Source organism: Amycolatopsis azurea DSM 43854 (genome assembly GCF_001995215.1).
GTDB classification, from domain to species: Bacteria; Actinomycetota; Actinomycetes; order Mycobacteriales; family Pseudonocardiaceae; genus Amycolatopsis; species Amycolatopsis azurea.
This window is the reverse complement of record NZ_MUXN01000016.1, coordinates 45,984-59,189: the sequence shown is the minus strand read 5'-3', so window position 1 is coordinate 59,189 and position 13,206 is coordinate 45,984. Positions and strand designations below refer to the sequence as shown.

Here is a 13,206-nt window from a genome sequence, read left to right as displayed (position 1 = left end):
GTTGAAGGTCCCCTTCACCACAACGACGTGGTGGAGGGGACCTTCTTCGTTTCCGGGAAGCCCGGCGCGCCGACGCGTTGTGAAAGCCACTTTCGCAACATTCAAGGTTGCGAAAGTGGCTTTCACATCACCAGGTGGCACCCACCCGGCGTTCGTTCAGCGGGTCTTGTCCAAACGCGACAGTGCCTCTTCGTAGCCCGACACGAGCTCCGCGATCACGTCGGCGACCGGGCGCACCCGGTCCATCCGCCCGACGATCTGGCCCACCGGCATCGACACGACACTCGGATCCGCCGCGTGGTGGATCCTGTTGTGCGCGTGGGAAACCAGCAGGTTCTGCAACGGCATCGGCAGTGGCTCGGGCGCGTCGGGCGCGGCCCACGCCTCGGTCCACCGCGTCTTGAGCAGCCGCGCCGGTTTGCCGGTGTAGATCCGCGTCCGGACGGTGTCGGACGAACCCGCCGCGACCAGCGCGCGCTGCATCGCCTCGGACTCCCCCATGGTCTGGAGGTATTCCTCGGTGGCGAGCCAGAAGGAGCCCATCCACACCCCGGACGCGCCCAGCGCGAGCGCCGCCGCGACCTGCCTGCCGGAGCCGATCCCGCCGGCGGCGAGCACCGGAACGCGGTCACCGACGGCGTCGGCCACTTCGGGCAGCAAGACCATCGACGCGATCTCGCCGGTGTGCCCGCCCGCCTCGTATCCTTGCGCCACAACGATGTCGACGCCGTTGTCGACGTGCCGGACGGCGTGCTCGGCCTTGCCCGCCAGCGCCGCGACCGGCACACCCTTCGCGTGACACTGCTCGATGACGTCGACCGGCGGTGAACCCAGGGCGTTGGCGATCAACCGGATCGGGTGCTTCAGCGCGACCTCGACGTGCGACCGGGCGACCGAATGCAGCCAGCCCAGCACTCCCGCGCGTTCGTCGGTGTCGTCCGGCAGCGGCGGCACCGCGAGGTCGCGCAGCGTCCGCTCCACGAAGTCACGATGCTCCTGCGGGATGTGCTTCGCGAGATCGATCGACGTCCCTTCGGCCGGGATCTTCGCGGGCATCACGATGTCGACGCCGTACGGTTTGCCGCCGGTGTTCTCGTCCATCCAGGACAGGACGGAGTCGAGTTCGGCGGCGTCGTTGAACCGCACGCAGCCGAGCACGCCCAGACCGCCCGCCCGGCTGATCGCCGCGGCGACGTGTTCGGACGGGGTGAACCCGACGATCGGCAGGTCGATCCCGAGCCGGTCACACAGAGACGTCCGCATGAAACTCCTTACGCCGGTTGGATGGTGACGGGCTCGTGCTCGGAGGCGTAGCGCTCCGCCCAGGGATAGTCCGGTTTCCCGCTGGGCGACCGCCCGATCTCGTCGGCGAGCCAGAGGCTGCGCGGCACCTTGTATCCGGCGATCTCGCTCCGGACATGCGCTTCGAGCGCGGTGAAGTCCAGTTCCTTGCCGTTCCTCGGCTGGATCACCGCGGCCACCCGCTGGCCGAGCCGGTCGTCGGGGATGCCGATGACGAGCGCGTCGAAGACGTCGGGGTGCGACTTCAGCGCGCCTTCGACTTCTTCCGGGTACACCTTCTCGCCGCCGGTGTTCACGCACTGCGATCCCCGCCCGAGCAGCGTCACCGTGAGGTCTTCTTCGTAGCGCGCGTAGTCACCCGGGACGACGTACCGCTTTCCGTCGATCTCGACGAAGATCTTCTCGCTCTTCGCGGGATCCTTGTAGTACCCGAGCGGGACGTGCCCGCGTCGTGCGATCAGCCCGATCGCCCCCGGCTTCGGCTCGACGAGCGCGCCGTCGTCGTCCACCAAGATCGCGTCCTTGCCGAAGTTGACCCGCGGTCCGGCCGAATGATCGCTGTCCTTGCTGACCATGCCGATCCCGGTGAACCCGCTCTCGGACGAGCCGATCGCGTCGGTGATCACCACGTGCGGCAGCAGCGCCAGGAATTCCTGCTTCACCGACTGGGAGAACAGGGCGGCGTGACTCGACACCGCGACGATCGACGACGCGTCGTAGTCGCCCTCGCGATAGGCGTCGATCAGCGGCCGCGCCATCGCGTCGCCGACGATGGTGAGCACCTGGACCTTGTTGTCCTGCACGGCTTTCCAGACGTCGTGCGCGTCGAACCGCGGGACGAACACGACCGGGCTGCCGGTGAACAGCGCGCCGAACGCGGCCCACTGCGCGGCGCCGTGGATCAGCGGCGCGGCCGGGAGCCGGACGAGACTGCCCGACTTGCCCTGTTCGGCGAGCGTCCATTCGTCCGGGACGTACTCGCCGGTGACGAAGTTGATGCCGCCGCCGAGCGCGCGCCAGATGTCCTCGTGGCGCCACAAGACGCCTTTCGGGTAGCCGGTGGTCCCGCCGGTGTAGAGGATGTAGATGTCGTCGGCGCTGCGTTCGGCGAAGTCGCGCTCGGGCGAACCTTCGGCGAGCGCGGCTTCGTAATCCACGCCGTGGTAAGACGAGTAGTCGCCGTCGCTTCCGTCGTCGACAACGACAACGTGTTTCAGTTTCGGCGCCTCCGGGAGAACGGCGGCCACCTTGTCCGAATACGCGCGCTCGTGGACCAGCGCCACGAGGTCGGCGTTGTCGAACAGGTACCGCAGTTCGCCGTGGACGTACCGGTAGTTGACGTTGACCGCGATCGCGCGCAGCTTGTACGCGGCGATCATCGATTCCAGGGCCTCGATCGAGTTCCGGGAATAGACACCGATGTGGGATCCGGGTCCCACGCCGTGTGCGGCGAGGTGGTGCGCCAGCCGGTTGGCGCGCTCTTCCAGTTCGGCGAAGGTGACCCGCCGATCGCCGCAGACGACCGCGATGCGCTCCGGCACGGCGTCGACGGCGTGCTCGAGTAGATCCGCGATGTTGAGTGCCACGTCCTCAAAGTAGAACATGTTATCGTTCTGGGCAATGGCCGCTCTTCGGGAGGTTTCAGTGGGCGAACCGCACGCGCTGGTGGAAAAGATCGAACACACCCTCGTGGTCACGATGAACCGGCCCGAGGCACGCAACGCGCTCAGCGGCGAGATGCTCGGGATCATGGTCGAGGCGTGGAACCGGGTCGACGAGGACGACGACATCCGGTGCTGCGTCCTCACCGGGGCCGGCGGCGCGTTCTGCGCGGGCGCGGACCTGAAGTCGATGTCGAAGAACTCGCCGTCCGACTCGTTCGAGAAGGGCACGTTCGATCCCAGCAAGATCGAGGGCCTGCTGAAGGGACGACGGCTGACGAAGCCGTTGATCGCGGCCGTCGAAGGCCCGGCGATCGCGGGCGGGACGGAGATCCTGCAAGGCACGGATATCCGCGTCGCGGGTGAGAGCGCGAAATTCGGGGTGTCCGAGGCGCGGTGGAGCCTGTTCCCGATGGGCGGTTCGGCCGTGCGGCTCCCCCGCCAGATCCCGTACACCGTCGCCGCCGACCTGCTGCTGACCGGACGGCACATCAAGGCGAGTGAGGCGCTGGAGATCGGCCTGATCGGACATGTGGTCCCGGATGGGACGGCGCTGGACAAAGCACTGGAACTGGCGGGCAAGATCGCCGCGAACGGACCGCTCGCCGTCCGGGCGATCCTCAAGACGATGCGCGACACCGAGGGCATGCACGAGGAGGAAGCCTTCAAGCTCGACGCCCAGTACGGCATCGAGGTCTTCGCGAGCGAAGACGCGAAGGAAGGCCCGCGCGCCTTCGCCGAGAAGCGCAAGCCCGTCTTCCGGGGCCGCTGACCCCCGCGTTTCGTCCTCTGAATGCGGTCCTTGAACACGCAAGTACCGCATTCAGAGGACGAAATGCGTCAGGGGACGCGGTGTCCTTCCCAGTACGGGTCTCGGAGCTTGCGCTTGTAGAGCTTCCCGTTCGGGTCGCGCGGCAGCTCGGGCAAGTAGTCGACGGAACGCGGGAGCTTGAACTTCGCCAGGCGTGCGGCGGCGTACTCGAGGATCTCCGCGGTCAGCTCGTCGGAGGGCTCGACACCGTCCGCGGGCTGGACGACGGCCTTGATCGCCTCGCCCCAGTCCTCGTGCGGGACGCCGAACACCGCGACGTCGGCGATCTTCGGGTGCATCACCAGCTCGCCCTCGATCTCGGCCGGGTAGACGTTGACCCCGCCCGAGATGATCAGGTCCGCCTTGCGGTCGTGCAGGAAGAGGTAGCCGTCCTCGTCGAGGTGTCCGACGTCGCCGAGGGTGAACAGGTCACCGACCCGCGCCTTGTCCGTCTTGGCCCGGTCCTTGTGGTACTCGAACTTCGAGTCGCCCATCTTCATGTACACCGTGCCGGTCTCGCCGGCGGGCAGTTCCGCGCCCTCGTCGTCGAGGATCTTGATCGTCGATCCCGGCCACGGCAGCCCCACCGAACCCGGCTTCTTCAGCCAGTCCTCCCCCGAGATCGCCGTGCCGCCGCCTTCGGTGGCCGCGTAGTACTCGGTGACGACCGGGCCCCACCAGTCGAGCATCCGGCGTTTGACCTCCAGCGGGCACGGCGCGGCGCCGTGGATCATCACGCGCAGGGAACTCATGTCGTAGGCGGCGCGGACGTCGTCCGGCAGCCCGAGCAGACGCCGGAACTGCGTCGGGACCATGTGGCTGTGCGTGACGCGGTGCCGGTCGATCAGCCGCAGCATGTCCTCGGCGTCCCAGCGGTCCATCAGCACCGCGGTATGGCCCAGTTGCAGGGAAATCGCGACGAAGTTGAGCACCGCCGTGTGATAGAGCGGCGAGCCGCACAGATGCACGTGCCCGTCGTGCGGTGCCAGTCCGAAGATGCCGAAGAACCAGGTGGACGCGGCAGGAACGGAGTCCGGGTCGGCGCCGGTCAGCGGACGGCGGACGCCCTTGGGTCGCCCCGTGGTGCCCGAGGTGTAGAGCATCGGCGAGCCCGCCGTGCGCCCCTCCGGACGGCCGTCGCCCTCACCGGACCCGAGTTCCTCGATCCGGCGGAAGCCCTCGACGTCGCCGACGGCGAACCGCCCGCGTTCGGGGATCCCGGCTTCGTCGGCGGCGGCGATCGCGACGTCGGCGAACCGTTCGTGCGCGAGGAACGCCTTGGCGCCGCTGTCGGCAAGGATGTACGCGACCTCCGGCCCGACCAGATGCCAGTTGACCACGACGATGTACAGACCGGACTGGATGGCGGCGAAGTAGGCCGCCACGAGTTCGTCGCCGTTGGGCTGCAGGACGACGACCACGTCCCCGGCCTCGAGCCCGAGGGCCCGCAGGCCCCGGGCGTACGCGTTCGCTTTCGCGGCGAGGTCCCCGTAACCGATCGAGCGGCCGTCCGGATCGACGAGCGCGACCCGCTCCGGTTCCTGCGCGGCGATGTTCCAGACCCCAAGGGTCCCGGTGGCAGTCGACATACCCGCGAATCTAGAACGCGTTCCACTCAAGGGCAACCACCAGGCGGGCCCAGATGCTCGATCTTGCCGTCAAATCGAGAACATGTTTCACTCAAACGGTGAGCGCACCTGAACTCCCGCTGTCGGCCCCGCTCAACGTGGGCTTCGACTACACGCGTTCGGTCGGCCCGGTGCTCGGCCGGTTCGTCAACGCCCTGCGCGAGCGCCGTGTCGAAGGCGTCCGGGGCAGCGACGGCCGCGTCCATGTGCCACCGCTGGAATACGATCCCGTGACCGCCGAGGCGCTGTCCGAGTTCGTCCCGGTGGCCTCCGAAGGCGAGATCGTCTCCTGGTCCTGGATCGCCGAACCGGTCGACGGCCAGCCGTTGTCGCGGCCGTTCGCGTGGGCGCTGGTCAAACTCGACGGCGCCGACACCTCGATCCTGCACGCCGTCGACGCCGGCGATCCTTCGAAGGTCCACACCGGACAGCGCGTGCGGATCCGGTGGGCGGAGGAGACCGTCGGCCACATCCGGGACATCGCCTACTTCGTCCCCGCCGACGGCCCCGACACCGAACCCACCGAGGCTCCTCCCCCGGCCGCGAAACGCGAGGACGACGCGCCGGTCAGCGTGGTGATCACGCCGATCCATCTGCGCTATCAGCATTCCGCGTCGCCGGAGGAAAGCCGGTACCTGCGCGGGCTCGCCGAGGGAAAGCTGATCGGCCAGCGCTGCCCGTCGTGCGAGAAGGTCTACATCCCGCCGCGCGGCGCCTGCCCGACCGACGGCGTGCCGACCACCGACGAGGTCGAACTGCCCGACACCGGCATCGTCACCACGTTCTGCATCGTGAACGTGCCGTTCCTCGGCCAGAAGATCAAACCGCCGTACGTGGCCGCGTACATCCTGCTCGACGGCGCGGACATCGCGTTCCTCCATCTCGTCCTCGGCTGCGACGCCGCCGACGTCCGGATGGGCATGCGCGTGCGCGCCGCCTGGAGGCCACGGGACGAATGGTGGACGTCGCTGGAGAACATCGGCCATTTCGAACCGACCGGCGAGCCCGACGCGCCGTACGAATCCTTCGCCCACCATCTGTGAGGACACCGTGCCAGATGTAGCAGTCGTGGGCTTCGCGCAGGCCCCCAACGTCCGCAGCACCCCGGGCACCACCAACGGCGTGGAAATGCTGGTGCCGATCTTCGCCGAGGTCTTCGAGCGAACCGGTCTGTCCAAAGAGGACATCAGGTTCTGGTGCTCGGGTTCCTCGGACTACCTCGCCGGCCGCGCGTTCTCGTTCATCGCCGCGGTCGACGCCATCGGCGCCTTCCCGCCGATCCACGAGTCGCACGTCGAGATGGACGCCGCCTGGGCGCTCTACGAGGCGTGGCTCAAGATCCGGATGGGCGAGGTCGAGACCGCGCTCGTCTACGGCTTCGGCAAGTCTTCCGCCGGGCAGTTGCGGCGGGTGCTGGCCCTGCAGATGGACCCGTACGTCGTCGCGCCGCTGTGGCCGGATTCGGTGAGCGTCGCCGGGATCCAGGCGCGGCTGGGGCTCGAAGCGGGTCTGTGGTCGGAGAAGGATCTCGCCGAGGTCGCCGCGCGCAGCCGCGCCGACGCCGCCGGGAATCCCGCCGCCCAGGTCTCCGGACCGGTCGAGGTCGCCGAACTCCTGGACGCACCCTATTTCGCGGATCCCTTGCGGGCGCACGACATCGCGCCTGTCACCGACGGCGCCGCCGTCCTCGTGCTCGCGTCGGCCGAGCGGGCGGCGGACCTCGTCGACAGCCCCGCCGTGATCACCGGGATCGAGCACCGGGTCGACTCCCCCGCGCTCGGCGTGCGGGATCTCACCGTCTCACCGTCCACAGTGGCCGCCGGGCGGGCACTGGACCTCGACGGCGTCGAGGTCGCCGAACTGCACGCGCCATTCACCCACCAGGAACTGATCCTGCGCGAGGCGCTGGGCCTCGGTGAGCAGGTGCGGATCAATCCCTCGGGCGGCGTCCTGGCAGGCAATCCGATGTTCTCGGCGGGCTTGGCGCGGATCGGCGAGGCGGCGAACCGCATCCTCGACGGCAGCGCGCGCAAGACCCTCGCCCACGCGACCAGCGGCCCCGCCCTCCAGCAGAACCTGGTCGCGACCTTGGAGGTCCTCTCGTGAAGCACCTCGCGGCCGTACTGGGAACGGGCCAGACCCACCACAAGGCCAAGCGCACCGACGTGTCCATGCCCGGACTGCTCCGGGAGGCCATCGACCGGGCGATGCTCGACGCGCAGACCGGCTGGGACGACATCGACGCCGTCGTCCTCGGCAAGGCACCGGACCTGTTCGAGGGCGTGATGATGCCCGAACTGTTCCTGGCCGACTCGCTCGGCGCGAACGGGAAACCGTTGCTGCGCGTGCACACCGCGGGTTCGGTCGGCGGGTCGACCGCGCTCGTGGCAGCGTCGCTGGTGCAAGCCGGTGTGCACAAGCGAGTCCTGACGGTCGCCTTCGAGAAGCAGTCCGAATCGAACGCGATGTGGGGCCTGTCGATCCTGCCGCCGTTCCAGATGCCGGTGGGTGCCGGCGCGGGCGGCTATTTCGCGCCGCACGTGCGGTCCTACATCCGGCGGTCCGGCGCGCCCGACCACGTCGGCGCGATCGTCGCCGCCAAGGACCGGCGCAACGGCGCCCTGAATCCGTACGCGCATCTGCGGCAGTCCGACATCACGGTGGAATCGGTGCAGGCGTCGCAGATGCTGTGGGACCCGATCCGCTACGACGAGACATGCCCGTCCTCGGACGGCGCGTGCGCGATGGTGATCGGGAACGAGGCGGCGGGCGACGCCGTCGCCGGTGGCGCGGCGTGGATCCACGCGACCGCGATGCGCACCGAACCGACGACGTTCGCTGGACGCGACCAGGTCAACCCGCAGGCGGGACGCGACGCGGCCGCCGCGTTGTGGCGCGACGCGGGCATCACCGATCCACTGTCCGAAGTGGACGCCGCCGAGATCTACGTGCCGTTCTCGTGGTTCGAGCCGATGTGGCTGGAGAACCTGGGATTCACCGACGAGGGCAAGGGCTGGAAACTCACCGAGGCGGGTGAGACAGCGCTCGGCGGACGGCTGCCGGTCAACCCGTCGGGTGGCGTGCTGTCGTCGAACCCGATCGGCGCGTCCGGCATGCTCCGGTTCTCCGAAGCGGCCAAACAGGTGATGGGCCGGGCCGGGGACTACCAGGTCGACGGCGCCCGGATCGCGCTCGGGCACGCCTACGGTGGCGGTTCGCAGTTCTTCTCGATGTGGGTGGTGGGCTCGGCGAAACCGAGCTAAGGACGGCGGCGGGGCCGGAGGCGTTGCGCGGCCAAGGTCGCGACCACTCCGGTCACCGCCCCGACCAGCGCGGGCTTGAGGCCGTGCCGGTCGGGCTGTTCCACCACCGGCCGGACCACCACGGGAGGCGGCGGCTTGACCGGGTCCGGCGGGGCGTCGCGCGCCGTCGCCGTCCAAGCCGTCACGAACACCAGCATCCGCGCCACCAGCGAGATGAAGAAGATCAGACCGATGATGGAGCCGAACGCGACCCCGGTCGGCGAGTTCCCGATCAGGCGCAGGTAGATCCCACCGGCCTGCTTCAGCAGTTCGAAGCCCACCGCCAGCGCGACCGCGCCGCGCATCGCGCTGCGGACCCCGACCGGTTTCCGCGGCAGCCGGGTGAGCACCCAGAGGAACACGAGCCAGTTGGCCAGCAGCGCCAGCGGGATCGAGATCGCCGACAGCACGTTGTGCCCCCAGGCGGTGTCGTCCACCCCCGCCAGGCCCAGCAGGTACCGGCCGAGCGCGGACCCGGAAATGGTGATGGCGAAGGAGACCAGCAGCGCGCTCGCGAGGCCGAGCAGCGCGAGCAGGTCCGCGGCGATCGTGCGCAGCAGCGGCAGGTCCGACCGGTTCTGGCCCCACAGCGCGGTGAGCGCGTCCCGCAGTGAGTTCATCCAGTTCCAGCCGGAGTACAACCCGATGATCAGACCGATGAGCCCGACACTGGTGCGCTGCTCCACGAATCCGGTGAGCAGCTCCCCCGCCTTGTCGCCGAGGCCGCCGGGCAGCGTGCCGGTGATCGCGTTCAGCATCGACTCGATCAGCTGCGGCTGGCTCGCCAGCACGAAGCCGGCCACCGACACCGCGACCATGAGGATGGGCACCAGCGAGAACAGGCTGAAGTAGGTGATCGACGCGACGTAGTGGTACCCGCCGTACTCGATGTAGCGGTTCACCGCCCGCGCCACGTGGTCCAGCCAGCGGTAGCGGGCACGCAGCCGCTTCCATTTCGTCGGTGCCTTCTTCTCCCTCACACGCCAATGTCTACCTCAGGCAGGTCACGGCTCGTGGGCAACACGCGATCAGGCGAGCGCGATCAGCTCCGAGCCGTCGTCCTCCGGCAGCGACGGGCCGGCCGTCGCCAGCACGGTGTTGCCGAGAAAGTCCAGTTCACAGCCGAGGGTGGAGAGGAACGCGGTGTCGGCGGCGTCCCGCCCGGTCGCGATCCGGCTCAGGCTCTGCCTCGGCGCGAGACCGGTCGCGTCGAAGACGTACCAGCGGCCGTCGATCGCGGCTTCGAACACGGCGTGGAAGTCCATTGGGGACAGTCCGGGCGCGTAGACCGCGACGAACCGGGCGGGGATGTCGATCACGCGGCACAGCGAGATGCAGACGTGCGCGAAATCGCGGCAAACCCCTTCCCCGGCCAGGTAGGTGTCCACGGCGTCGTCGGCCGGGGAACCCGCACCGACCACATAGGACAAGTGCTCGCCCACGTGCCGGACGATCGCCTCGACCTGGGTGCGCGCGTCGGGCAGGCCGCCGAAACGGGACAGCGCGAGCCCGCCCATCCGGTCCGAGGGGCAGTACCGGCTGGGCCTGGTGTAGCGGATGAGGTCTTCCGTGCTGACGCGCCCGGCTTCGACCGGGCCGAGGGCGCGTTGGGCCCGATACCGCACGACGTGCTCGCCTTCGGGGAGATCGACGACCTGGGCGCGGGTCCCGTGTTCGAACGCCACCTGGCGCGGCGGCGCGGGATAAGCGAACTCCTCCTGGCCCGCCCCGCCCGCGAACGCGACCACGAACGCGGCGGAGCCGGGTTTCGTGACCCGGAAGGACATTTCGACGTCGACCTGTACGTGGGGACCCATGGCCTCATGGTGCCCCACGGACTCGCTTCCGGCCGATCAGGCTGCTTGGTCAGGCATAGCGCACCTGGTAGTGCTTGATCCCGTTGAGCCAGCTCGACCGGAGCCGGTCGGGCTGGGAGACCTCGCTGATGTTCGGCATGACGTCGGCGATGGCGTTGAAGATCAGGTCGATCTCCAGCCGCGCGAGGTTGGCTCCGATGCAGTAGTGCGAACCCGTGCCGCCGAAGCCGACGTGCGGGTTGTCCTCGCGGAGGATGTCGAACTTCTCCGGCTCGTCGAAGTGGTCCGGGTCGAAGTTCGCGGAGCTGTAGAACATCCCGACCCGGTCGCCCTTGCGGATCCGCTGCCCGCCCAGCTCGGTGTCCCGGGTCGCGGTGCGCTGGAAGGCGACCACCGGGGTGGCCCAGCGGACGATCTCGTCCGGCGCGGTCTTCGGACGCTCCTTCTTGTACAGCTCCCACTGATCGGGGTGGTCGAGGAACGCCTTCATGCCATGGGTGATCGCGTTGCGCGTCGTCTCGTTGCCCGCGACGGCGAGCAGGATGACGAAGAAGCCGAATTCGTCGGAGGCCAGTGATTCGCCGTCGACGTCGGCCTGCACCAGCTTCGTGACGATGTCGTCCATCGGGCACTTACGCCGTTCTTCGGCCATGTTCCAGGCGTAGCCGACGATCTCCGCCGACGCGGCGAGCGGTTCGACCTCGTACTCGGGGTCGTCGTAGGACACCATCTGGTTGGACCAGTCGAAGATCTTCAGCCGGTCTTCCTGCGGGATGCCGATCAGTTCGGCGATGGCCTGCAAGGGAAGCTCGCACGCGACGTCGACGACGAAGTCGCCGGAGCCTTTTTTCTTGGCCTCGCTGACGATTCGCTCGGCGCGGTCGCGCAGGGTGTCTTCGAGCTTCGCGATCGACCTCGGCGTGAAGCCCTTCGACACGATCCGCCGGAGCTTCGTGTGCTGCGGGGCGTCCATGTTGAGCAGGACCAGCCGGTTGGCTTCGAGGCTGTCGTCGGTCATGTGCTCGTCGAAGCGGATGATCGCGGTCTTCTCCCGGGAGGAGAACAGCTCGCTGTCCCTCGACACCGCCTTGACATCCTCGAGCCGGCTGACCACCCAGTAGCCGTCATCGCGGAAACCCGCGGTGTTGTGCGGCTGAGGGTTCCACCAGACCGGTGCCGTGCGGCGGAGTTCGGCGAACTCCTCCAGAGGCAGTCTGGTGGCGTAAAGGTCCGGATCGGTGAAATCGAAACCGGCGGGGATCAGGGGAGCGGCCACGGGCTACCTCCTACGCGGTTCGCCAATGAAACACGTTCTAGGCCCGATTGAAGCATATGGCGTCCGTCACGTGAAGGGGTTTAGTGAAACCCGTTAACTCAACCACGTCCGATCATGGATACCCAGCAAGAAGCGGAAACCGCGACCAGTGATCAAAATCGGGCCAACCCTGGGGCGACTTGCTCAAATCAAGAACGTGTTCTACTTTTTCCGTAGTGAACGGTGTTTCCCAGGAGGCGAACGTGGGTAGTCCGGTGATCGTCGAGGCGGTCCGCACCCCTGTCGGCAAGCGCAGGGGCCAGCTGGCGGGTCTGCACGCCGCCGAGATCCTCGGCGCGGCGCAGCGCGCCCTGCTCGAACGCGCGGGACTCGCTCCCGAGCTGGTCGAACAGGCGATCGGCGGTGCCGTGACCCAGGCCGGTGAGCAGGCAGGCAACGTCACGCGGACGGCGTGGCTGCACGCCGGTCTCCCCGAGACCACGGGCGCGACCACCATCGACGCCCAATGCGGCTCCGCGCAGCAGGCGACCCATCTGATCGCCGGGCTCATCGCCGCCGGGGCGATCGACGCGGGCATCTCCTGCGGCGTCGAGGCGATGAGCCGCGTACCGCTGGGCGCTAACCGCGGCGAAGGCATCGGCACGCCGCGGCCCGAGTCGTGGTCGATCGACATGCCGAACCAGTACGGCGCGGCCGAGCGGATCGCGGAACGCCGCGGGATCACCCGCCAGGACGTCGACCGGTTCGGCACGGCGTCGCAGGCCAAGGCCGCCGCCGCGTGGGCGGCCGGGCACTTCGACCGCGAGGTCGTCGCGGTGAAGGCGCCCGTGCTCGGCGAGGACGGCAAGCCGACCGGCGAGACCCGGCTGGTGACCCGTGACCAGGGACTCCGTGAGACGACCGTCGAAGGGCTCGCCAAGCTCAAGCCCGTCCTCGAAGGCGGCGTGCACACGGCCGGGACGTCTTCGCAGATCTCCGACGGCGCGGCCGCGCTCCTGCTGATGGACTCGGACCGGGCCAAGGCGCTGGGCCTCAAGCCCCGGGCGCGGATCGTCTCGCAGGCGTTGGTCGGCGCGGAGCCGTACTACCACCTCGACGGCCCCGTCCAGGCGACCGAACGCGTCCTGGCCAAGGCGGGCATGACGATCGGCGACCTCGACCTCTTCGAAGTCAACGAGGCGTTCGCTTCGGTGGTGTTGTCGTGGCAACGGGTGCACCGGCCCGACGAGGACAAGGTCAACGTGAACGGTGGCGCGATCGCGCTCGGGCATCCCGTCGGCAGCACCGGCGCCCGCCTGCTGACCACGGCGCTGCACGAACTGGAACGCCGCGACGCGAGCACCGCGCTGGTGACGATGTGCGCCGGCGGCGCGCTGTCCACCGGCACCATCATCGAACGGATCTAGCGC

The 13,206-nt window shown here is 68.7% G+C and carries 11 protein-coding genes; 5 read left to right on the top strand and 6 right to left on the bottom strand.

Annotation, left to right across the window (positions count from 1 at the left end; genetic code table 11):
• Positions 1-156: 156 nt before the first annotated feature.
• Positions 157-1,263, bottom strand: coding sequence for an NAD(P)H-dependent flavin oxidoreductase (locus B0293_RS21355; RefSeq protein WP_005164421.1), 1,107 nt, complete (start codon positions 1,261-1,263; stop codon positions 157-159).
• Positions 1,264-1,271: 8 nt separating this feature from the next.
• Positions 1,272-2,888, bottom strand: a complete 1,617-nt coding sequence (locus B0293_RS21350) for an acyl-CoA synthetase (protein ID WP_209437335.1) — start codon at positions 2,886-2,888, stop codon at positions 1,272-1,274.
• Positions 2,889-2,946: 58 nt separating this feature from the next.
• Here B0293_RS21350 and B0293_RS21345 point away from each other — a divergent pair, with 58 nt between their 5' ends.
• A complete protein-coding gene (locus tag B0293_RS21345; RefSeq protein WP_005164415.1) occupies positions 2,947-3,735 on the top strand; it encodes a crotonase/enoyl-CoA hydratase family protein in 789 nt (262 codons plus the stop codon).
• Between the two features lie 68 nt (positions 3,736-3,803).
• Here the strand turns inward: B0293_RS21345 and B0293_RS21340 are convergent, their stop codons facing one another.
• Complete coding sequence (locus B0293_RS21340) at positions 3,804-5,363, bottom strand: acyl-CoA synthetase (RefSeq protein ID WP_005164413.1); 1,560 nt, start codon at positions 5,361-5,363, stop codon at positions 3,804-3,806.
• A gap of 53 nt (positions 5,364-5,416) precedes the next feature.
• Between B0293_RS21340 and B0293_RS21335 the strand changes: the two genes are divergently transcribed.
• From B0293_RS21335 to B0293_RS21325, 3 genes are read left to right on the top strand one after another with little or no spacing between them, the layout of a single operon-like run.
• Positions 5,417-6,445, top strand: a complete 1,029-nt coding sequence (locus tag B0293_RS21335; protein ID WP_005164411.1) for a Zn-ribbon domain-containing OB-fold protein — start codon at positions 5,417-5,419, stop codon at positions 6,443-6,445.
• Positions 6,446-6,452: 7 nt separating this feature from the next.
• Positions 6,453-7,508 carry a thiolase domain-containing protein gene (locus B0293_RS21330; RefSeq protein ID WP_039919258.1) on the top strand — a complete coding sequence of 352 codons (1,056 nt, stop codon included), beginning with the start codon at positions 6,453-6,455 and terminating at the stop codon, positions 7,506-7,508.
• Complete coding sequence (locus B0293_RS21325; RefSeq protein WP_005164407.1) at positions 7,505-8,665, top strand: thiolase domain-containing protein; 1,161 nt, start codon at positions 7,505-7,507, stop codon at positions 8,663-8,665. Before B0293_RS21330 ends, B0293_RS21325 begins: the two co-directional genes overlap by 4 nt.
• Here B0293_RS21325 and B0293_RS21320 read toward each other — a convergent pair.
• From B0293_RS21320 to B0293_RS21310, 3 genes are read right to left on the bottom strand one after another with little or no spacing between them, the layout of a single operon-like run.
• Entirely contained in the window at positions 8,662-9,684 is a 1,023-nt protein-coding gene (locus B0293_RS21320; RefSeq protein ID WP_005164405.1) for a YhjD/YihY/BrkB family envelope integrity protein, read from the bottom strand. The genes B0293_RS21325 and B0293_RS21320 overlap by 4 nt on opposite strands.
• 48 nt (positions 9,685-9,732) lie before the next feature.
• Complete coding sequence (locus tag B0293_RS21315) at positions 9,733-10,521, bottom strand: transglutaminase-like domain-containing protein (RefSeq protein ID WP_005164399.1); 789 nt, start codon at positions 10,519-10,521, stop codon at positions 9,733-9,735.
• 49 nt (positions 10,522-10,570) lie between these two features.
• The gene (locus B0293_RS21310; protein ID WP_005164395.1) at positions 10,571-11,797 is read right to left on the bottom strand and encodes a cytochrome P450; all 1,227 of its coding nucleotides are present in this window, start codon (positions 11,795-11,797) and stop codon (positions 10,571-10,573) included.
• Between the two features lie 242 nt (positions 11,798-12,039).
• Between B0293_RS21310 and B0293_RS21305 the strand changes: the two genes are divergently transcribed.
• Positions 12,040-13,203: a steroid 3-ketoacyl-CoA thiolase gene (locus tag B0293_RS21305; RefSeq protein ID WP_005164387.1), complete on the top strand. Its 1,164-nt coding sequence runs from the start codon at positions 12,040-12,042 to the stop codon at positions 13,201-13,203.
• The last annotated feature ends 3 nt before the right edge of the window (positions 13,204-13,206 follow it).

Excerpts from the sequence above, each read along its gene's own strand:
- B0293_RS21355 (WP_005164421.1), bottom strand. The coding sequence starts at position 1,263 with ATGCGGACGTCTCTGTGTGACCGGCTCGGGATCGACCTGCCGATCGTC.
- B0293_RS21340 (WP_005164413.1), bottom strand. The coding sequence starts at position 5,363 with ATGTCGACTGCCACCGGGACCCTTGGGGTCTGGAACATCGCCGCGCAG.
- B0293_RS21335 (WP_005164411.1), top strand. The coding sequence starts at position 5,417 with ATGCTCGATCTTGCCGTCAAATCGAGAACATGTTTCACTCAAACGGTG.
- B0293_RS21315 (WP_005164399.1), bottom strand. The coding sequence starts at position 10,521 with ATGGGTCCCCACGTACAGGTCGACGTCGAAATGTCCTTCCGGGTCACG.